The organism is Lentzea fradiae, from assembly GCF_900100955.1.
Lineage (GTDB): Bacteria > Actinomycetota > Actinomycetes > Mycobacteriales > Pseudonocardiaceae > Lentzea > Lentzea fradiae.
On sequence record NZ_FNCC01000034.1, the window covers coordinates 1 to 18,283 of the forward strand.

21 protein-coding genes are annotated in these 18,283 nt (G+C 70.2%); 11 read left to right on the forward strand and 10 right to left on the reverse strand.

What is annotated here, in order from left to right; genetic code table 11:
* On the forward strand, window positions 1–364 hold a 364-nt coding region (locus tag BLT23_RS39315; protein ID WP_143036217.1), incomplete at its 5' end, for an NAD-dependent epimerase/dehydratase family protein.
* On the opposite strand, the gene BLT23_RS39320 is transcribed toward BLT23_RS39315, so the two are convergent.
* Window positions 344–1,630: a UDP-glucose dehydrogenase family protein gene (locus BLT23_RS39320; RefSeq protein ID WP_090060444.1), complete on the reverse strand. Its 1,287-nt coding sequence runs from the start codon at window positions 1,628–1,630 to the stop codon at window positions 344–346. The two genes, BLT23_RS39315 and BLT23_RS39320, sit on opposite strands and share 21 nt — an antisense overlap.
* 436 nt (window positions 1,631–2,066) lie before the next feature.
* On the opposite strand from BLT23_RS39320, the gene BLT23_RS39325 reads away from it, so the two are divergent.
* The gene (locus BLT23_RS39325; RefSeq protein ID WP_090060446.1) at window positions 2,067–2,441 is read left to right on the forward strand and encodes a hypothetical protein; all 375 of its coding nucleotides are present in this window, start codon (window positions 2,067–2,069) and stop codon (window positions 2,439–2,441) included.
* Window position 2,442: 1 nt separating this feature from the next.
* Here the strand turns inward: BLT23_RS39325 and BLT23_RS39330 are convergent, their stop codons facing one another.
* Window positions 2,443–2,622 (reverse strand): DUF397 domain-containing protein, encoded by a 180-nt coding sequence (locus BLT23_RS39330; RefSeq protein ID WP_090060448.1) that lies wholly within the window; start codon window positions 2,620–2,622, stop codon window positions 2,443–2,445.
* Window positions 2,623–2,628: 6 nt separating this feature from the next.
* Window positions 2,629–3,432 (reverse strand): helix-turn-helix domain-containing protein, encoded by an 804-nt coding sequence (locus BLT23_RS39335; RefSeq protein WP_176947163.1) that lies wholly within the window; start codon window positions 3,430–3,432, stop codon window positions 2,629–2,631.
* Between the two features lie 56 nt (window positions 3,433–3,488).
* On the opposite strand from BLT23_RS39335, the gene BLT23_RS39340 reads away from it, so the two are divergent.
* Together BLT23_RS39340 and BLT23_RS39345 are read left to right on the forward strand one after the other, a co-directional pair.
* Window positions 3,489–3,764, forward strand: a complete 276-nt coding sequence (locus BLT23_RS39340; RefSeq protein WP_143036218.1) for a hypothetical protein — start codon at window positions 3,489–3,491, stop codon at window positions 3,762–3,764.
* A 65-nt stretch (window positions 3,765–3,829) separates the two neighbouring features.
* Window positions 3,830–4,174: a hypothetical protein gene (locus tag BLT23_RS39345; protein ID WP_090060455.1), complete on the forward strand. Its 345-nt coding sequence runs from the start codon at window positions 3,830–3,832 to the stop codon at window positions 4,172–4,174.
* A gap of 92 nt (window positions 4,175–4,266) precedes the next feature.
* Here BLT23_RS39345 and BLT23_RS39350 read toward each other — a convergent pair whose 3' ends face one another.
* Window positions 4,267–6,048, reverse strand: coding sequence for a gamma-glutamyltransferase family protein (locus tag BLT23_RS39350; RefSeq protein ID WP_090060457.1), 1,782 nt, complete (start codon window positions 6,046–6,048; stop codon window positions 4,267–4,269).
* Window positions 6,049–6,414: 366 nt separating this feature from the next.
* Here BLT23_RS39350 and BLT23_RS39355 point away from each other — a divergent pair, with 366 nt between their 5' ends.
* On the forward strand, window positions 6,415–7,173 hold the full coding sequence (locus BLT23_RS39355) for an SDR family NAD(P)-dependent oxidoreductase (RefSeq protein WP_090060459.1): 759 nt from the start codon (window positions 6,415–6,417) through the stop codon (window positions 7,171–7,173).
* Window positions 7,174–7,197: 24 nt separating this feature from the next.
* On the opposite strand, the gene BLT23_RS39360 is transcribed toward BLT23_RS39355, so the two are convergent.
* A complete protein-coding gene (locus tag BLT23_RS39360; protein WP_143036219.1) occupies window positions 7,198–8,805 on the reverse strand; it encodes a cyclic nucleotide-binding domain-containing protein in 1,608 nt (535 codons plus the stop codon).
* 13 nt (window positions 8,806–8,818) lie between these two features.
* Entirely contained in the window at window positions 8,819–10,462 is a 1,644-nt protein-coding gene (locus BLT23_RS39365; protein ID WP_176947164.1) for a TM0106 family RecB-like putative nuclease, read from the reverse strand.
* 83 nt (window positions 10,463–10,545) lie between these two features.
* Between BLT23_RS39365 and BLT23_RS39370 the strand changes: the two genes are divergently transcribed.
* Window positions 10,546–10,980: a DUF6474 family protein gene (locus BLT23_RS39370; RefSeq protein ID WP_090060464.1), complete on the forward strand. Its 435-nt coding sequence runs from the start codon at window positions 10,546–10,548 to the stop codon at window positions 10,978–10,980.
* On the opposite strand, the gene BLT23_RS39375 is transcribed toward BLT23_RS39370, so the two are convergent.
* The gene (locus BLT23_RS39375) at window positions 10,958–12,607 is read right to left on the reverse strand and encodes a BCCT family transporter (RefSeq protein WP_090060465.1); all 1,650 of its coding nucleotides are present in this window, start codon (window positions 12,605–12,607) and stop codon (window positions 10,958–10,960) included. The two genes, BLT23_RS39370 and BLT23_RS39375, sit on opposite strands and share 23 nt — an antisense overlap.
* Before the next feature lie 58 nt (window positions 12,608–12,665).
* On the opposite strand from BLT23_RS39375, the gene BLT23_RS39380 reads away from it, so the two are divergent.
* The 4 genes from BLT23_RS39380 to BLT23_RS39395 are packed head-to-tail and all read left to right on the forward strand — an operon-like array spanning window position 12,666 to window position 15,512.
* Entirely contained in the window at window positions 12,666–13,181 is a 516-nt protein-coding gene (locus tag BLT23_RS39380) for a hypothetical protein (protein WP_090060468.1), read from the forward strand.
* 50 nt (window positions 13,182–13,231) lie between these two features.
* Window positions 13,232–13,966, forward strand: a complete 735-nt coding sequence (locus BLT23_RS39385; protein ID WP_090060470.1) for a YcnI family copper-binding membrane protein — start codon at window positions 13,232–13,234, stop codon at window positions 13,964–13,966.
* Entirely contained in the window at window positions 13,963–14,496 is a 534-nt protein-coding gene (locus BLT23_RS39390) for a copper resistance CopC family protein (protein WP_090060473.1), read from the forward strand. Before BLT23_RS39385 ends, BLT23_RS39390 begins: the two co-directional genes overlap by 4 nt.
* The gene (locus tag BLT23_RS39395; RefSeq protein ID WP_090060475.1) at window positions 14,493–15,512 is read left to right on the forward strand and encodes a copper resistance D family protein; all 1,020 of its coding nucleotides are present in this window, start codon (window positions 14,493–14,495) and stop codon (window positions 15,510–15,512) included. The genes BLT23_RS39390 and BLT23_RS39395 overlap by 4 nt, the downstream gene beginning before the upstream one ends.
* Here the strand turns inward: BLT23_RS39395 and BLT23_RS39400 are convergent.
* The gene (locus BLT23_RS39400; protein ID WP_090060477.1) at window positions 15,505–16,347 is read right to left on the reverse strand and encodes a LysR family transcriptional regulator; all 843 of its coding nucleotides are present in this window, start codon (window positions 16,345–16,347) and stop codon (window positions 15,505–15,507) included. The genes BLT23_RS39395 and BLT23_RS39400 overlap by 8 nt on opposite strands.
* An 88-nt stretch (window positions 16,348–16,435) precedes the next feature.
* Here BLT23_RS39400 and BLT23_RS39405 point away from each other — a divergent pair, with 88 nt between their 5' ends.
* Window positions 16,436–17,155 carry an SDR family oxidoreductase gene (locus BLT23_RS39405; RefSeq protein ID WP_090060479.1) on the forward strand — a complete coding sequence of 240 codons (720 nt, stop codon included), beginning with the start codon at window positions 16,436–16,438 and terminating at the stop codon, window positions 17,153–17,155.
* Between the two features lie 88 nt (window positions 17,156–17,243).
* Here the strand turns inward: BLT23_RS39405 and BLT23_RS39410 are convergent, their stop codons facing one another.
* Together BLT23_RS39410 and BLT23_RS39415 are read right to left on the reverse strand one after the other, a co-directional pair.
* Window positions 17,244–17,525, reverse strand: a complete 282-nt coding sequence (locus BLT23_RS39410; RefSeq protein WP_090060481.1) for a hypothetical protein — start codon at window positions 17,523–17,525, stop codon at window positions 17,244–17,246.
* A 153-nt stretch (window positions 17,526–17,678) separates the two neighbouring features.
* On the reverse strand, window positions 17,679–18,283 hold a 605-nt coding region (locus BLT23_RS39415; RefSeq protein WP_483868425.1), incomplete at its 5' end, for an NsdA family TPR-like regulatory protein.

Here is an 18,283-nt window from a genome sequence, read left to right on the forward strand (position 1 = left end):
CGGCAAGCCGTTGACCGTCTACGGCACGGGCAAGCAGACCCGCAGCTTCTGCTACGTCGGCGACCTGGTCCGCGGCATCCTCGCGCTGGCGAGTCTCAAGGGCGAGCTCGGCCCGGTCAACCTCGGCAACCCGCAGGAGATCACCGTCCTGGAGCTGGCCGAGATCGTCGGCGAGCTGACCGGCGTCGAGGTCAACCTGGAGTACTCGGACCTGCCGACCGACGACCCGACCCAGCGCAAGCCGGACATCAGCCGCGCGCGGGAGCTGCTCGGCTGGGAACCGCAGGTCAACCTGCGCGACGGGCTGCTGAAGACGATCGAGTGGTACGCGGCGAGCTCTGCGCTAACGACCGACGCCGTGTGACGTGAGACCGGCGCGCGTCAGGACGTCGACGTCGAGCAGGTTGCGGGTGTCCACCACGACCTGACCGGCCATCGTCCCGGCGAGCGCCGCCCAGTCGAGCGAGCGGAACTGCGGCCACTCGGTCAGCACGACCAGCGCCTCCGCGTCCTTCGCCGCCTGCTGCACGTCGTCGACCACCGTCACGTCGCCCGTGACGCCCTCGACGGCCTGCGGGATCGCCGGGTCGTAGGCGACCAGCTCGGCGCCCTCGGCCTTGAGCATCTTCGCGATCTTCAACGCGGGCGAGTCGCGCAGGTCGTTCGTGCCCGCCTTGAACGCGAGCCCGAGCAGCCCGAGCTTGCGGCCCTTCAGGTCGCCGCCGACGGCGTTCGCGACCTTGCCGATGATCAGCCGGCTCTGCTTCTCGTTGGTGTTGATCGTGGCGGTGAGCAGCTCGAAGTCGTGGCCCGCGGCCTCGGCGATCTGGAGCAGCGCGTGCGTGTCCTTCGGCAGGCACGACCCGCCCCAGCCGGGACCGGGCTGCAGGAACGACTGCCCGATCCGCTGGTCGAAGCCCATGCCCTCGGTGACGTTCGCGATGTCGGCGCCGAGCCGTTCGCACAGCTCGGCCATCGCGTTGACGTAGCTGAGCTTCATCGCGAGGAAGCAGTTGGCGCTGTACTTCACCAGCTCGGCGCTGGCCGCGTCCATCAGGACGGTCGGCGCGCCCAACCGGGCGTAGAGGGCTGAGACGCGCTCGGCGGCGTTCTGGGCGTCGGACCCGACGACGATGCGGTCAGGGTGCATGAAGTCCTTGACCGCGCTGCCCTCGCGCAGGAACTCCGGGTTGCTGGCGACGAACACGTCGTCGCGGCCGAGCAGTTCGAGCACGCGGGCGGCCGTGCCGACCGGCACCGTCGACTTGTTCACGACGACCGTGCCGGGCGCGAGCAGGTCCTTCATCTCGGCCACGGCGGCCTCGACGGCCTTCAGGTCCGCGGCGCCGCCCTCGCCCATCGGCGTCGGCACGCAGAGGAAGACGACCTCGGCGTCCCGCACGGCGTTGCGCACACCGACGACGAACTCCAGCCGCCCGGCGGCGATCCCCTCCCCGACGAGCTCGGGCAGTCCCGGCTCGAAGATCTGCACCTCGGCCCGGCGGAGCTGCTCCACCTTCTTCTCGTCGATGTCCGCGCACACGACCTGGTGTCCCAGCGACGCGAGGCACGCGGCCGACGTGAGCCCGACGTACCCGGCCCCGATGACCGCAACCCGGCGAACGAACATCCTCGAACCGCCCTTGATCAGCGCGAACAGTTGATGTCGATCGTCGCACAGGACCTCTTCGCACCGTCGTGGTTTGACGCAGCCGTGAGATCTCTCGCAGCAGTTGTGTGAAAAACGCGAGTTGATGCGGCCTGCAACCGGGCACGAGTGCTAGACGTCTACTTCGGGTGTAGGCCATCCGTGGAGGCGAAGATGTGGATCAGCGTGACGTTAGTCACATTGGGCGGTTTGGCGTTCCTGACGCGAACCGTAGCGGCCGTCCTGGCCGTTTCCCCCAGCAAGAAGGGTAGCGATTACCCTCAGCCACATACATTGGCCAGTTGAGATAACTCTTTCGGCCTACGACTTACGACGAACTACGACGTACCGTACGATCCTTTCGGGTCGTATGACTGAACGGTCACTCCAAAGGTGACCTCACAGGGGTAGGTGCGCCATGGACCACGCACTGAGCAAGGTCATCGAGCTGCGCGAGAACGGATTTCAGTTCCTCCACCTGAGGGACGACGCCGGGCAGCTCGACCGGATCATGGCGTTCAAGCAGCGCAGGGGATTCATCGACTCCATCCTGTTCTGGTCCGAGACCGAGGCGCGAGCGGGCCGGCTGCCCGCGGTGCGCGACTCGGCCCGCCCGGCACAGGCCGTCTGGATCTACGAGGGGCCCCTGGTCGAAGCCGTGGACCGGCTCCTCGACCTCCCGGAACCCGGTGCGCGCAACGCTCCCACGCTCATGAAGGCCACCGCGTCCGACCTCGCCGTCGTGACGACGCTGCCGTTCAAGCTCAAGCTGCCGCCCGGCGCCATCGCCTGAGCTACGGCTTCTCCAGGTCGCCGCGCTTCACGGCGTCGATGAAGGCTGCCCAACCGGGCGCGGCGACCTCTGCTTCCATGCGGTTCTTGGAGTCGCGGACACGCGCGGCTGAGCCGTTCAGCGCAACCTCGACGCAGTTGGTCCCGCCGTTGCCGTTGCTGCGGCTGCTCTTGCGCCACACAGGTTCCTACCTCTCGGCGGCAAGCCTCTCGATCCACGCGGCGGACTCGTCGGGGGTCAACGCCAGCTTCGAGAGACGCTTGAAAGCAAGCCTAGCCGCGTGCACTTTCTCCGGGTTCTCGTCTGTCATGGCTCCGCCGACGTGCTCGACGTAGAGAAGCTTCGGGTACCTCGGGTCGGGGAACTCGATGATCGTGAAGCTCCCGTCGTGCAGTGGTGCCGACTCCGGCAAGACCTGAGCGGTCACGTTCGGCAGGCAGGACAGCTCGTGAAGGTGCAGCAACTGGTCGCGTGAGGCGTGCCGGAGCGCGTACGCCGTGATGACCGCGCGATACCTCAGGGGACTGTCTCCGAACAGCCTTTCCTTGCGCCTCAAGCGCTTGGCGGTCTCGCTGTCGACCCACTTCGCCGACCGCCTGATCGGCCCTCCGCCCATCAGCCCCCGGATGTAGTTCTCTTCTTGGAACAGTCCGGGAACGAAGGTCGCCTGGAAGTCCCAGATCTCCGACGCGTCGTGCTCCAGGCTCAGATAACCGCCGTCGCCCGGACCGAACTCCCGCCACCACCCCTTTTCGGAAGCGAGCTCGTACAACCGCAGATAGGGCTCCTCCTCCACGATGATCACGCCGTAGAGGTCGAGCATCGCCCGCAACGCGTGGATGTCAGGGAGCTGGCCGTTCTCGATGCGGCTGAGCTTGGGCACGTTGTAGCTCAACCGCTTCGCGGCTTCCTTCTGCGTCATCCCCGCCCGTTCGCGCAGGAACTTCAACGCATCCCCGAGTCGTTTCTGCCGGAACGTGGCTTCGGACACGAGCGGAAACGCTACGCGCCGCATGCGGGATCTGAGACTCTCACTCCCGGGGTGCGGTGAGGAACGTGCTGGTCATGGACCACCTCCACCGCATCGAGTACCGCCGCAGGAAGCCCAGCGGTGCGCTGGACCTCGAACTGGTCGAAGAAGTCGTCGACCACGGTTGGTACATAAGGAAAGGCGAGGAGTGGCGCCGCCATTACACCCTCGAATGCGCCCATGACTTCCTGTCCCGCACCGAGACGAAAGCGGGCACGTTCGCGGTTTCGGTGTGGCGGGACGGGGTGCGGGTCTGCACCGTCGCAATGGAGTGGAGTCCCACCAAGGGATGAAGTAATTCCCACTCCTGAGTTACGCAGCTTGATGTAGAGGGCCTTGGCGCGGCAACTTCGCGCCCATGAACCTCAGGAAGACCGTCGCGGGGGCCGCTGTCGCCCTCGGCAGCACCGCCGTCCTGCTCGGCCTGGGTGGGACCGCGCACGCCGACACCGTCGACGCCACCGCGCAGACGCAGCCGGACGTCGGCGGGCAGCTGGGTGAGGTCGCGCAGGTCGGTGAGCTGGCCTCGGTCGACACGGCGGACGTGGACGGCAAGGTCCAGGCGCTCAACGACCTCGACCCCGACGCCGTGGCGTTGCTGGAGAACTTCGACCTCGGCGGCAACGGGCTGCCGGTGTCGACGCTGCTCGGGCTCAACGAGCCGACCCAGCCGTGGAACGGCTTCGCGCACCTCGACATCTGATCGAGCAGCGCTTCTCGACCGGGGCGGCGCCCGATTCCCTCCCCCTCGAATCGGGCGCCGTTCCTCTTTTCCGACATCGACTCCGACGAGACCTAGCGGCCCGCGGCGTAGCCCTGGGCGCCGCGGGCGTTCGCCGCGGCACGCAGCAGTCCGTCCGCGGAGTCCCTCGCCACGGCCGACATGCGGCCGAGGGTCCACTCGCCGGCGTCCACGACCTGGTGGCCACGCTCTCGCAACGCAGCCAGGACGTCCACGCCGGCGCGTGACTCGATGACCAGCTCCCCCGGCGTCCAGGCGCGCGGGTAGAACGAGCTGGGGAACGCGTTCGAGTGCCACATCGGCGAGTCGATGGCCTGCTGGAGGTTCAGGCCCGCGCGGTGGGCCAGCCAGAAGCCGAGCTGCCACTGGTCCTGCTGGTCGCCGCCGGGCGTGCCGAACGCCAGCGCCGCCTCGCCGTTGCGCAGCGCCATCGACGGCGAGAGCGTGATCCGCGGGCGCTTGCCGGGGGCGAGCGAGTTCGGCAGGTCCTCGTCCAGCCAGAACATCTGGGCGCGGCTGCCGAGGCAGAAGCCGAGCGACGGGATCGTCGGCGACGACTGGAGCCAGCCGCCGGACGGGGTCGCGGAGACCATGTTGCCCCAGCGGTCGACGACGTCGACGTGCACGGTGTCGCCGCGGGTGGCGCCGGTGCGTTCGACGGTCGGTTCGCCGATGGCGCCCGCCACCTCGTGCGGGACGTTCGCGGCGCCGCGCCGGATGTGCTGGGGCAGCAGCGGTTCGCGGCCGTTCGGCGAGCCGGGGCGCAGTTCCAGCGACGCGGTGTCGGAGATGAGCTTGCGGCGCTCGTCGGCGTAGGCGCGCGAGACGAGGGTCTCCAGCGGGACGTCGGGGACGTCGCCGTACCAGGCTTCGCGGTCGGCGAACGCGAGCTTCGCCGCCTCGACGGCGAGGTGGATCGTCTCGGCGGTGGGCTTGCCGTCCACGTAGGACAGGTCGTAGCCCTCCAGCAGCCGGAGCTGTTGCGCGAGAACGGGTCCCTGCGTCCAGGCGCCGGCCTTCACGAGCGACCACTCGTCGAAGTCGACGATCAGCGCGTCCTCGTAGGACGCCTCCCAGCCCGCCAGGTCGGCGCCGGTCAGCACGCCCGCGTGGTCGCGGCCGGAGTCGTCGCGGAACGCGGTGCGGCAGAACTCGTCGACCTGCTCGGCGACGAAGCCCTGCGACCAGGCCCTGCGGGCGGCCTCGATCTGCGCCTCGCGGTCGGAGCCCGCGGCCTCGGCGGCGGCGAGCAGCCGCTCCCAGGTGTCGGCGAGCTTCGGGTTGCGGAACCGGCCGCCGGGGGCGGGCAGCACGCCACCGGGCATCCACTGCTCGGCCGAGCTGGGCCAGTGGTCGCGGAAGAGGTCCTGGACCAGCGAGATGGTGTGGACGGCCCGCTCGATCAACGGGAACCCGTCGCGCGCGTAGCCGATCGCCCTGTCGAGCACCTCACGCAACGACTTGGTGCCGTAGTCGCGCAGCAGGGTGAGCCAGCCGTCCCACGCGCCGGGCACGGTCGCGGCCAGCAGCCCGCTGCCGGGCACCAGCTCCAGGCCGAGGCCGGTGTAGTGGTCGATGGTGGCGCCCGCCGGTGCGACGCCCTGGCCGCTGAGCACGCGGGGGTTGCCGTTCGCGGGGGTGAAGACGACGGGCACCTCACCGCCGGGGCCGTTGAGGTGGGGTTCCACGAGCTGGAGGACGAACCCGGCGGCCACCGCCCCGTCGAAGGCGTTGCCACCGTCCTCGAGTACGGCCATGGCCGCCGCGGAGGCGAGCCAGTGGGTCGAAGCGACCATGCCGAAGGTGCCTACGAGTTCGGGACGCGTGGTGAACACCCCACAAAGGTATGCGACGCTAACTAAATTGTGCGACTCCGGGTGATGTACTCGTTACCCCTGGACGGACCAGCCCGTCCCCTGGTGGCGGACCCCGTCGGTGACCCCGAGACCGCCTGCGACTTTCGTCGTAGCCGCTCGTGACAGATCTCCTACCAGAGGTCTACCGGCTCGGACGATGTTTGGATCACGGCCGGAAGGCACAGTTCAAGGCATGGGTTTGCTGACTTTCGCCACCGTCTTCATCGGCCTCGCCTTCGTGGCCGCCGTGCCACTGGTGGCGCTGCTCCACTGGTCCGACCGGTGAGCTGCGGGTAACGAGCGTTAACCTCCTCGCGAGCAGTTCTCTCCGAGGAGGATGAAGGCATGGAGATCTCGGGTACCGCGGCCATCGTCACCGGTGGCGCGTCGGGTCTCGGCGGCGCCACCGCGCGGGCGCTGGCCGCGCGCGGGGCGCAGGTGTTCGCGCTCGACCTGCCCGGCGCCGTCGAGAAGGCCGAGGCGATCGAGAACGTCACCTACCTGTCGGCCGACGTGACCTCGGGCGAAGAGGTCCAGGCCGCCGTCGACACCGCGGCCGGGTCCGGCGTCCCACTGCGCATCACGGTGAACTGCGCGGGCATCGGCCCGTCGTCGCGCACGGTCGGCAAGTCCGGCCCGCACGACCTCGACCTCTACCGCAAGATCATCGAGGTCAACCTCATCGGCACGTTCAACGTGCTGCGCCTCGCCGCCGCCGCGATGGGCAAGACCGAGGCCCTGGAGCACGGCGCCCGCGGCGTCATCATCAACACCGCCTCGATCGCCGCGTTCGACGGCCAGATCGGCCAGGTCGCCTACGCCTCGTCCAAGGGCGGCGTCGTCGGCATGACCCTCCCGGCCGCGCGCGACCTGTCGAGCGTCGGCATCCGCGTGCTGACCATCGCGCCCGGCATCGTCGACACCCCGATGCTCGCCACGGTGTCCGACGAGTTCCGCGCCGGTCTCGCGGCCGGCGTGCCGTTCCCGAAGCGCCTCGCGCAGCCGTCGGAGTACGCGCAGCTCGCGGTCTCGCTCGTGGAGCACGACTACCTGAACGGCGAGGTCGTCCGCATGGACGGCGCTCTCCGCATGGCCCCCCGCTAGTAACTCGCACGACCGGGGCCGCACTCAGTCGTGCGGCTCCGGCGCGGGGTGGACGTGCAGGTCGCCGAGGACCCGGTCGATCTGCACGACGGTCCCCGTGTTGGTCTCGACCCGGTTGAGGGTGCTGCCGGTGCGGGACGGCTCGGCGACGGTCGCGGTGAGCGCCTCGTGCAGGGCCTTCTTCTGGTCGGGGTCCAGCTCGTCGATCCCCTTCGCGCCGATCCACAGCACCTTGACCATCCGGCTGCGCACCGCGTACCGCGTCGAGCGCTCCGTTGGGAACCTCGGGACGTTGACCCACAGCACCGGGAAGTCGGAGCCCCTGAACAGCCGACCGCCCGCCTCCAGCGTGCCCCTGGCGAGGACGTAGATCCCCTTCGGCTTCGGCGCCTCCACGTCCTCGATCGACAGCTGCACCGGCAACCGCCGCAACGTGATCAGCTCGACTCGGCTGCGCAGCGACGCGAGCGTCTCGTCCCATCCCCTCCTGCCCGCGCTCAGCGGACCGTCCCGGTCCGGTCCGAGCAGGTAGGGCGCGTTGTCGGCGATGTGTTGCAGTGCCCGGTAGTTGATGAACGAGGCGACGTTTCGCGCGGCGACGGACCCGACCGGTGCGTTGGACAGCAGGTGCACGTCGTCGTAGCGGAAGGACAGCAGCGCGACGTCGGTCATGGCCACCACGTCGGCCGTGCGCTTGCGGGCCAAGGCGTACGCGAGCTCGCCGACGATCTCGCCCCGGCGGTGCGTGTGCAGGGCCTCGACCGCTCCCTCGCCCTCCGAGTTGAAGACGCCCACCTCGCCGCGCAGGATCACGAACAACGAGTCGCCCGCGTCCCCGTAGCGACAGATGAACTCGCCGCGCCTGCGTTCCACGAGCTTGCCCAGCCGCAGCATCTCCACCAGCTCGTCGCGGTCGGACTGGCCGAGGAACGGGTTGAGCACCTCCCGGCCGCGCCGGTCGGTGAACGTGAGCTTCGGCGGCTCGACCGCCTCCTCGACGCAGCGCTTGACGGCCGGGTCGTGCGAGCTGGCCTGCCAGATCCTCTTGGCGTGGTAGAGGATGTCCCAGCTGCTGCCGTGCGCGACCGCGCGGCGCAGTCCTCTGTGATCGCTCTCCAGCGACGTGCCCCACGACGACCTGAGCGGCCCGATCGACATCAGGTGGACCGGGTGCAGGCGTCCGTCGTTGCCCAGCAGCCGCACCGGGTCGTGGAACTCGACTCCGGCGTCCGCGCCGACCGCCAGGCGGAACGCGTCCGTCACGGTGATGCCGTCGTCCACCCGGTCGAGCAGCGCTCCCGCCTCGTTGATGGCCGCGCCGACCGGCTGCACGGCACCGCCCGCACCGACGACGCGCCGGGCCGTGCCCCGGTGGCAGGTGATGCGCAGCGGCACGGACGCGTCGAGCGACCACGACCGCAGCGCGCGAACCAGGCCGAGCGCCGGTTCCCGCCAGTCGTCCTGCCAGAACAGGACGTGCCCGCCGTCCCCTCCCGACGCCCACACGACGTCCTCGCCCAGGTGGGCGTCGACGATGGCGTTGATCGCCTCGACCCGTGCGACCTGGTCGGTCTCGTCGGCCGACGAGTGCCCGACGACGTCGCACGAGACGATGGTGACAGGACGGGACACCACGCCTCCCGGCTCAGAGGTCTCCGGCGTAGGGCAGCTTGGTCATGGCGTCCGAGGTCATCCACTCGCGCAGGCGGTGGGTGGCGCGGACGTCGTCCTCGTTGTACTCCAGCAGCCGCTGGCGCTGGTCGACGTCGAGCGGGTCGCCGTTGAGGCCGACGGCCGCGCGGTACCAGCGCATCGAGTTCTCGCCGCCCGCCTCCGGGTCGCGCCAGCGGAAGCCCGCGACCGGAGCGATGATCTTCAGGCCCTTGCCGTGCGCGCACAGGAACTGCTCGCGGACGATGCCGAACAGGTCGACCCACGCGTCGGAGCTGATGAACTCCTTCACCTGTGCGACGGTCGGGATGCCGGGCTTGCCCGCGAAGCGTTCCGCGGACGCGAGCAGCCAGCGGTTCTCGGCCAGCTCGTTGTAGCAGTAGGCGCGGAACGAGAGGCCGCGTGCCTTGGCGCGCAGCCGGATGCCGGTCAGCCAGGTCCAGAACTCGGCGAACGACCTGGCCTCGTCGTCGCACGGCAGCGCGTCCCACGTCACGAAGGCGTGGTAGCCCTGGCGCTCGTCGATGTCCTTGCCGGACAACAGGCAGCCCCACATGTACGCGCCGAGGTCGCCGAAGCTCTCCATGTCGACGTCGATCTCGACGTCCGCGCGCGGCACGTTCATCTCGGGCACGCGGCGGACCAGCGTGAGGTCGCGCAGCCAGGCGCGGGCCAGCACGACCGCGTCGCCGAACGGCATGCCGACCAGCTGGACCGGGCCTTCGGCCAGCGGGTCCAGCTCGGCCAGCTTGTCCACTGTGGACAGACCGATCTTGCGCAGCGCCACGGCGTCCTCGCCGCGCACGACGAGGCTGACGTCCCTGCCCCGCTTGAGGTCGCTGTCGCAGGTGGGCCACCACGGGCAGGTCTTGCAGTCGACGATCCGCGACGGCCGCGCCAGCGGTTCGTCCTGGTTCACGGCCGCCAGCGCGACGGAGAGCCGGTCGCCGAACCGGGCGTCGTACTCGGCGAGGGCGGTGCGGCCGCCCGGCCACGTCGGCGCCTCCAGGTCGTGCCACAGCACCACGTCGGCGTCCATGCCGATCACGCCGCCGGTCGCGCGGCCGCTGCGGGCGTAGCCGGCGGCCTGCAGCTGGCGCTGGGCGTGGGCGAGCCGGAGCTGGTCGCGCGGCTGGGGCCGGACCTTGCGCAACGGGTCTGTGCGGCTGCCGCCGGGCAGCGGCATCGTCAACGGGCTCGTGCGCGCGCCCTGGCCGGGATCGGTGATCTTGTGGCGGACCACCAGCACGGGGACGTACCCGGTGGTGTCCTTCACCAGCAGGTCGATCCCGCCCCTGCGGCCACCGCGCGGGTCACGCGGCAGCGCGGCACCCCAGATGTACGGAGCGCCCATCTCCATCGCGGCGAGCGTGACGCGTTCGCGGTCGGCGCTGCGCACGTCGGGGCCGCTCGGCACCTCGAGGAGGTCCGAGCCGACGATCCTGCCGAGCGCGTCCGCCACCGCGCGGCGATGGCCCGCCGCGTCCGCTTTCCGTTGTTCCGATGCCGGGTCCGGCGCCGCTTTGGGAGCGTCGCGCATCTCCGGATCGTTTTCGAGGTGCACCCGCCGCCGACAACGAGTGACCACGCCGGCGTCTAGCTGCACCTGGGAAGTCACAGGATGCAGGGTATGTCGCGCGTCGAGGAGATGTGCGGGCAACCTGGGCAGTAAGTTTCACGCAACGGAGGAGGTGTACCCGAATGGCGCGCAAGGCGAAGGCCGGATTCACGCCCAGCAGGGCCAAGAACCTGGTCGGTGTCGCGAAGGTGGTGGCCCCCGCGCTCATTCCGGTGCTGGCCCCGGTGCTCGCCCGCGGAGCTGGGGTGTTGAGCGAGCAGTACGACCGCTACCGGGCCCGCAGGCTCGGCATCGACGTCGCCGACATCGGCAAGTACTCCGGTTACGGCGCCCGGCTGCACGCGCGGATCGTCGGGTTCTCGGAGCCGCTGGAGACGTTGCGCACGTCCGACTCCGAGTGGGTCTCCAAGACGGAGACGCGGCTCACGCAGCTGCTCGCCGCGGTGCGCGCGGCCGAACGCATGCCGACGGCCCGGCGCAAAGCAGCGCACCGGGCCGTCGGAACAGATCTGGAGATGCTGGAGCAGGACCTGCTCAGGCGTCTCGGCGTGCGCTGACGTTCGGGGTCCGCCCCGTCACGTCGGCCACGGCCTTCACCGCCGCCTCCTCGACCACCTGGCCGGGGTCGAGGTGGGCGGTGACCTCCTCCATGACCTCGGCGACGCGTTCCTCCCGCCGGATCATCGGGTCGGACCGCAGGTCCTTCGCCAGCGAGACGCACAGGCCGATCATCACGACCATGAACGGCAGCGCCGCGATGATCGTCAGGTTCTGCAGCCCCGTCAGCGCGTTCGAGCCGCCGACGAGCAGCATCACCGCGGCGACGGCACCGGTCAGCACGCCCCAGAAGATCACCACCGGCCGTGTCGGCTCGATCGTGCCCTCCTGCGAGAGCGTTCCCATCACGATCGACGCGGCGTCGGCGCCGGACACGAAGAAGATCGCCACCAGCACCATGACGAGCACCCCGGCGACGGCCGCCAGCGGGAACTGGTCGAGCAGGGCGAAGAGCTGCGACTCCGGCGTGGCCTGGCCCGCCAGGTCGGCGCCCTCGCGTTCCTTGAAGATCGCCGTGCCGCCGAGGATCGCGAACCACACCAGCGAGACACCGGACGGCACCAGGATCACGCCCGCGACGAACTGCTTGATCGTGCGGCCCCGCGAGATGCGCGCGATGAACATGCCGACGAACGGCGTCCACGAGATCCACCACGCCCAGTAGAAGATCGTCCACCCGGACAGCCACGTCTCCGTCGCGTCACCGCCGGAGGCCGCGGTCCGGCCCGCCATGTTCGCGAGCTCGCGGAAGTAGTCGCCGAGCGCGGTCGGCAGCAGGTTCAGGATGAACACCGTCGGGCCGACCACGAACAGGAACAGCGCCAGCACCACGGCCAGCACCATGTTGATGTTCGACAGCCACTGGATGCCCTTCGCGACCCCCGACACCGCCGAGGCGACGAACGCCACGGTCAGCACGGCGATGATCGCGACGAGCACCCCCTTGCCGACGTTGGCGGCCCACCCGGCGGCTTCCAGGCCGCTGCCGATCTGGAGCGCGCCGAGACCGAGCGAGGCGGCCGAGCCGAACAGGGTGGCGAAGATCGCCATCACGTCGATCGCACGACCCCAGCCGGACGTGGCGCGACGGCCCAGCAGCGGCGTGAACGCGGCGCTGATCAGCGACGACCGGCCGCGCCGGAACGTGCCGTACGCGATGGCGATGCCGACGACGGCGTAGATCGCCCACGGGTGCAGCGTCCAGTGGAAGAGCGTGGTGGCCATCGCCGTCTCGAGGGGGTCGCCCTCGGTGCCCGGCGGCGGCTTCACGTAGTGGGTCAGCGGCTCGTTGACCCCGTAGAACATCAGCCCGATGCCCATGCCCGCACTGAACATCATCGCGACCCAGGAAACGGTCTTGAACTCGGGTTTCTCGTCGTCACGGCCGAGCGGGATCTTGCCGTAGCGGCTGAACGCGAGCCACAGGGCGAAGACCACGAAACCCGAGGCCGAGATCACAAAAGCCCAGCCCAGATTGCGGATGATCCAGCCGAGCGCCGTCTTCGAGACGGACGCCAGACTGTCGGTGCCGACGATTCCCCAGGTCACGAACGCAAGCGTCAGACCTGCGGCAACGCCGAACACGACCCTGTCGGTACGAGCCGGCTTGTCGCGGTGGATGGTCATGCGGCGGCGAATACCCGGTCGTGGACCACTTCAAACTCCTCCGATTACCCTCAATCCTGTGAGCACCCGGTCCAGTGAGCTGCGCGCCCTTCGCGGCGCCGTGCTCGCGCTGACCTCGGCCGCGCTCACGATCACCGCCCACGGGCTGGGCGGCGGCGAGCTGTCGGAGTTCACCCACGCGCTGCCGCTGGTGGTGCTGATCGGGTTCGCGGCCTCGTCGCTCGCCGACAAGCGCAGCGGGAAGCTCTCGGTCATGGCCGGGCTCGTCACGGCCCAGCTCGCGCAGCACCTGCTGCTCACCTGGGTCGCGCACGAGCACACGAACACGCTCACCCCGCGGATGGCCGGGGTGCACCTCGTGGCCGCGACGCTCACCGGCTGGCTGCTGTTCCACGCGGAGAGCGCCCTGTTCCGGCTGGTCTCCGCCGTCTCCCGGCTGGTCCCCCGCCGGCTCGCACCACTGCCCGCCACCGGTCCGGTGCGGGTGCTCACCAGCACGCCGTACGTCCAGAACGCGCACTTCCTGGACGTCACGCGGGCGAATCGGCGGCGCGGCCCGCCCGAATGCTCCTGATCATCCGTATCCCCCACAGACACCCTTCGGCCATCAGGAGCCACAACTTCATGTCGACCAACCGATTCGGCGTGCGCACGCTCGCCGTTCTCGCCGTTGCCGGATTCGCGGTGCTCGGCACCCCCGCGATCGCGTCCGCGCACGTCAGCGCCCAGCCCTCGGAGTTCACCCAGGGCGGCCGCGCCACGTTCGCGTTCCGCGTCCCGAACGAGCGCGACAACGCGGGCACCACCAAGATCGAGGTGACGCTGCCGCAGGACACGCCGCTCACGTCGGTGCGCACGAAGCCGCTCGCCGGCTGGAAGGCCGAGGTCGTGAAGGGCGCGCTCGACAAGCCCGTCACGGTCGGCGGCAAGGAGATCACCGAGGCGTTCAAGTCGATCACCTGGACCGCGGAGCCGGGCGTGAAGATCGGCGTGAACGAGTACCAGGAGTTCTTCGTCGCGATCGGCACCCTGCCCGAGGGCAAGGACAAGCTGGAGCTGCCGACCAAGCAGACCTACGAGAACGGCGAGGTCGTGGACTGGGGCCAGTCCGAGGGCGCGGACGGCAAGGAGCCGGAGCACCCGGCGCCCGTGCTGAAGCTCGCCCCGAAGGCCGCCGGTGACGACGGCCACGGCCACGGCACCACCCCGGCCGCGAACACCGGCACCGACACGCACGAGGCGGCCGCCGCCGGTTCCGACTCCACGGCCCGCTACCTCGGTGGCGCCGGTCTGGCCGTCGGCGCGCTCGGCCTGGGCTTCGGCGTCGGCGCCATCCTGCGTTCGCGGCGCAACGCGTGAAGCGCGCTCTCGTAGCGCTCCTGTTCGCTGGTGCGGCCGTGCTCGGCACGGCCGCCCCCGCGGCGGCGCACAACGCACTGATCAGCAGCGACCCGAAGGACAAGGCGTCGCTGGAGGCAGGTCCGTCGACGGTCACGCTGACGTTCGACCAGGACGTGCAGGGCGGCCAGGGCATCAACACGATCTCCGTGGTCGACGCGAACGGCGGCCACTACGAGGTGCCCGGCGACCCGACGATCAAGGACAACGCGGTCACCGCGAAGGTCAACGCGCTCGGCAAGGCCGGCGAGTACAAGATCGGCTACCGCATCCTCTCCGCGGACGGCCACCCCGTGTCCGGTGAGCTGACGTTCACGCTGACCAAGGACGGCACCGGCACCCCCACCACGCCCGCGAACGCCGACGCCTCGGCGGGTGACTCCGGTTCGGACGGCGGTCTGCCGATCTGGGTGTGGATCGTGGGCGCCGTGGTGCTGCTCGGCGGCGGCGTGTTCTTCGCCCTGCGCGCCGGCGGGGGCGCGAAGGCATGAGCGACGTCCGGACCACCGCCCCGTCCCACCACCGCGTGCTCGCCGGGCTCGTGCTCGGCGCGCTTGCGGGCGTCGCGCTCGGCCTCGTGCTGGCACCACCGCTGGTGGTCGCCGGGGTCGTCGACGCGGGGGCGGCGGTCCGGTACGGCCTTCCCGTCACACGGGTGCTGCTCGACGTCTCGGCCACGGTCGTGGTCGGGCTGTCGATCCTGCCGAAGCTGCTCGGCTTCACCCGGCCGGCCCACACCGAGCCGGTCATGCGGATCGCCCGGCCCGCCGCGGTCGTCGCCGCCGGGTTCTGGGTGGTCACGGCGCTGCTGGCGATCATCCTCCAGGCCGCGGAGCTGCGTCCCGGCAGCGACGTGAGCATCGGCAACGCCGTCGACTACGTCGCGTCGGTCGGCGCGGGCAAGGGGCTGCTGTTCAGCGCCTCCTGCGCGCTCGTCTACGTCCTGGTCGGGGTGATGGCGGTGCGCAGCGGCGAGTCCGTGCCCGCCGAGCTGCGCATCCTCGTCTCGATGTTCGGGCTGCTGCCGCTGCCGGTGACCGGGCACGCCTCCAACTGGAAGTACCACGACTACTCGATGGTCTCCATGGAGCTGCACATCCTCGGTGCGGCGGCGTGGACGGGCGGGCTCGGCGCGTTGATCGCGCTCGTCGCGTTCCGCAAGGGGCTGCTGGCGCTCGCGCTGCCGAAGTTCTCCAGGATCGCGACCGTCAGCCTCGTCGTCGTCGCGGCGACGGGCCTGTTCAACGGGCTGCTGGAGCTGATCCTCAACCCGGTCGTGCCGTTCCCGCAGTCGGTGTTCACGACCGGCTACGGCCTGCTGTTCCTCGGCAAGGTCGTGTGCTCGGTGCTGCTCGCCCTGCTCGGCGCGCACATCCGGTGGCGGTTGCTGCCGCGGATCGCCCGGCACGAGGTCACCGCGATCGTGCAGTGGGCGGTCGTGGAGGTGACCGTCATGGGCGTCGCGTTCGGGCTCGCGGTCGTGCTGAGCCGCGCCCCCGTCACGTGACCTGAGCGAACCCCGTCGCGATCCGGACCAGGTCCGCGAGCGCGCGTGACCTGCTGTGCGGCGGCCACGCGATCACCGTCGTGACCAGCGGCGCGTCCACCACCGGCACGGTGGTCAGCCCCTCCGTCTTCTCGGCGCAGACGGCCTCGGGCAGGACGGCGACCGCCCGGCCGAGCGAGATCATCTGGAGCAGCTGCGTCATGCTCCGCACCTGAAGGCCCGGACCGTCCGGGTAGGTGCCGTCGCCGTTCGGCCAGCGCGCGGCCTCCGGCAGCGAGGTGACGTCGGCGACCCTCAGCCGGGGCCGGCTCGCGAGCGGGTGCGCGGACGGCATGACCGCGACCTGCCCCTCGGTGTGCAGCACCTCCGTGTCGAGGCCGGTGGTCGGCTCGTACGGCTCGTGCAGCAGCGCCACGTCGGCCCGTCCGTCGAGCAGCGGGACGTGGGTGTTGGACTCGCACAGCAGGACCTCGACGGGCACGGAGCCGGGTTCGGCGGCGTACGCGTCGAGCAGCTTCGCGAGCACCTCACCGGACCCGCCGGACTTGGCGGCCAGCACGAGGCACGGCCGGTCGGTGGCGGCCTGGCGGGTGCGTCGTTCGGCCGCCGCGAGGGCACCGAGGACCGCCCTGCCCTCCTCCAGCAACGTCGCACCGGCGTGCGTCAACGCGACCCTGCGGCTCGTGCGGGTCAGCAGCGCCACCCCGAGCCGGTGCTCCAGCTGCGCGATCGTCCTGGACAACGGCGGCTGGGCGATGCCGAGCCGTTCGGCGGCCCGGCCGAAGTGCAGCTCCTCGGCGACCGCGACGAAGTACCGAAGCTCCCGCGTCTCCACCCGTCCTACGGTATCGATACCCGCCGGGTATGGGTGCCCGACCGAAGTGGTGTTGGTTCCCGAAGCCCTCGCGACCACGATCAACGGCATGAGCGAGAAGACGATTGCGCTGGTCACAGGCGCGAACAAGGGCATCGGGTACGAGATCGCGGCGGGCCTCGGCACGCTCGGCATGACGGTCGGGGTCGGCGCGCGGGACGCCGAGAAGGGCGAGGAGGCGGCGGCCAAGCTGCGGGCAGGTGGTACGGATGCGTTCGCCGTGCCGCTGGACGTGACCGACGACGAGAGCGTGGCGGCGGCCGTCGCACTGTTCGAGGACCGGTTCGGCCGCCTCGACGTGCTGGTCAACAACGCGGGCATCGCCGGACCGTGGCCCAGCTCGCCGTCCGCGACCACCGCGCAGGACCTGCGGGACGTGGTGGAGACCAACGTGATCGGCGTCGTCCGCGTCACCAACGCGCTGCTGCCGCTGCTGCGCCGCTCCGAACACCCGCGGATCGTCAACCAGTCGAGCCACGTGGCGTCACTGACGCTCCAGACCAGCACCGACTCGGCCTACGGCGGACCCAACGGGGCCTACACGCCGTCGAAGACGTTCCTGAACGCGATCACGGTCCAGTACGCGCAGGAGCTGTCCGGGATCAAGGTCAACGCGGTGTGCCCCGGCTACGTCGCGACCGACCTGAACGGGTTCGCCGGGACGGACACCCCGGCGGACGGCGCCAGGGCGGCGATCGCGCTGGCCACGACGGGGGTCGACGGTCCCACCGGCGGTCTGTTCGACCACGCCGGGGTCGTGCCCTGGTGAGTTCGGACGATGTTCAACGTGAAACATCCCCGAGTCGGGCGGACTCGGTGAGTGGTCCGATCAACACGACGAACTGCGCACCGGACGATCAGTCGGTGATCAGTCGCGCCGAAGATTCCTCGCGCATCCGGGCGAGCCGGTTCATCGTCCGCTGACCGCGGCGGTCCAGCTCGCGGCTGTCGATCCAGCCGTTCGCGTAGTAGCGGTAGTCCTGCGCCAGCGCCACGAGCTCGGCGAGGTAGTCGGCGGACCGCCGCCGTCGCTCCTCGTCGAAAGCCGCCAGCAGCGGCAGCTGGGTGTCCACCACCTCGTCGAGCAACCGCGCGGACCGCAGCGCTCTCCTGGAACGCCACCTCCGTGTAAGGCTCACGCGCCGCACCTCGTCCTTCGCCCCGACCTGCCGCACCTTAGGCGTGGATCGCACGCCCGTCGATGCTGCATTCGTGTGCGAAGGCCCTGGCGTTACCGCTTCGTGTCCCACACCATCCGAAAGGGATGCTATAGGACCCAAACGAGATGCTTATCAGGCCGCCGACTCGCCGCCGGTGAAACGGGCGACGCGGTCCGCGAGCTCGCGCGCCTCGGGGTTGTTGCGGCGCTTGTCGGCCTCCTGGCGCAGGGGCTCCATGCGCTGCTTCGTGCGGACCGACTTGAGGCTCTCCGACAGGTCGACGGCCTGGCGGCCCACCTTGGCGCCGTGGTCGATGTCGCCCTCGAGCAGGTGGTTGATCGCCATCGACGTCAGGTTGAACGACCGGCTGCGGGCGTACTCGTCGCCGAAGTTGTTGATCGCCTTGGACAGGGCGGGGATCGCCGTCCTGGTGTACTTGGCGTCGACCGTCTGGGCCAGCTCGGTGTGCACCGTGCCGATCATGGACGAGAGGTCGATCTCGTTGAAGAACTTGGCCCAGGCGGGAGCTTCGGCGACGTTCGCGCGGGAGAACTCGTCACGCGCGCGGCCGAGCAGCTTGAGCGCCTGCTCGTCGGAGCCCATCTTGGCGTAGGCCCACGCCTCGTTCGCGCACAGGATGCCGACGGCGAGCTCCGAACCGGAGTTCTGCGCAGCCAGCTGGCCCAGCTGGAACACCTTGAGCGCGTCGTCCGGCGCGTTCTGGTGCAGGTAGACGC

Coding starts and splice junctions, on each gene's coding strand:
- BLT23_RS39355 (WP_090060459.1), top strand. CDS start 6,415: ATGGAGATCTCGGGTACCGCGGCCATCGTCACCGGTGGCGCGTCGGGT.
- BLT23_RS39345 (WP_090060455.1), top strand. CDS start 3,830: ATGAACCTCAGGAAGACCGTCGCGGGGGCCGCTGTCGCCCTCGGCAGC.
- BLT23_RS39405 (WP_090060479.1), top strand. CDS start 16,436: ATGAGCGAGAAGACGATTGCGCTGGTCACAGGCGCGAACAAGGGCATC.
- BLT23_RS39395 (WP_090060475.1), top strand. CDS start 14,493: ATGAGCGACGTCCGGACCACCGCCCCGTCCCACCACCGCGTGCTCGCC.
- BLT23_RS39320 (WP_090060444.1), bottom strand. CDS start 1,630: ATGTTCGTTCGCCGGGTTGCGGTCATCGGGGCCGGGTACGTCGGGCTC.
- BLT23_RS39370 (WP_090060464.1), top strand. CDS start 10,546: ATGGCGCGCAAGGCGAAGGCCGGATTCACGCCCAGCAGGGCCAAGAAC.
- BLT23_RS39385 (WP_090060470.1), top strand. CDS start 13,232: ATGTCGACCAACCGATTCGGCGTGCGCACGCTCGCCGTTCTCGCCGTT.
- BLT23_RS39375 (WP_090060465.1), bottom strand. CDS start 12,607: ATGACCATCCACCGCGACAAGCCGGCTCGTACCGACAGGGTCGTGTTC.
- BLT23_RS39325 (WP_090060446.1), top strand. CDS start 2,067: ATGGACCACGCACTGAGCAAGGTCATCGAGCTGCGCGAGAACGGATTT.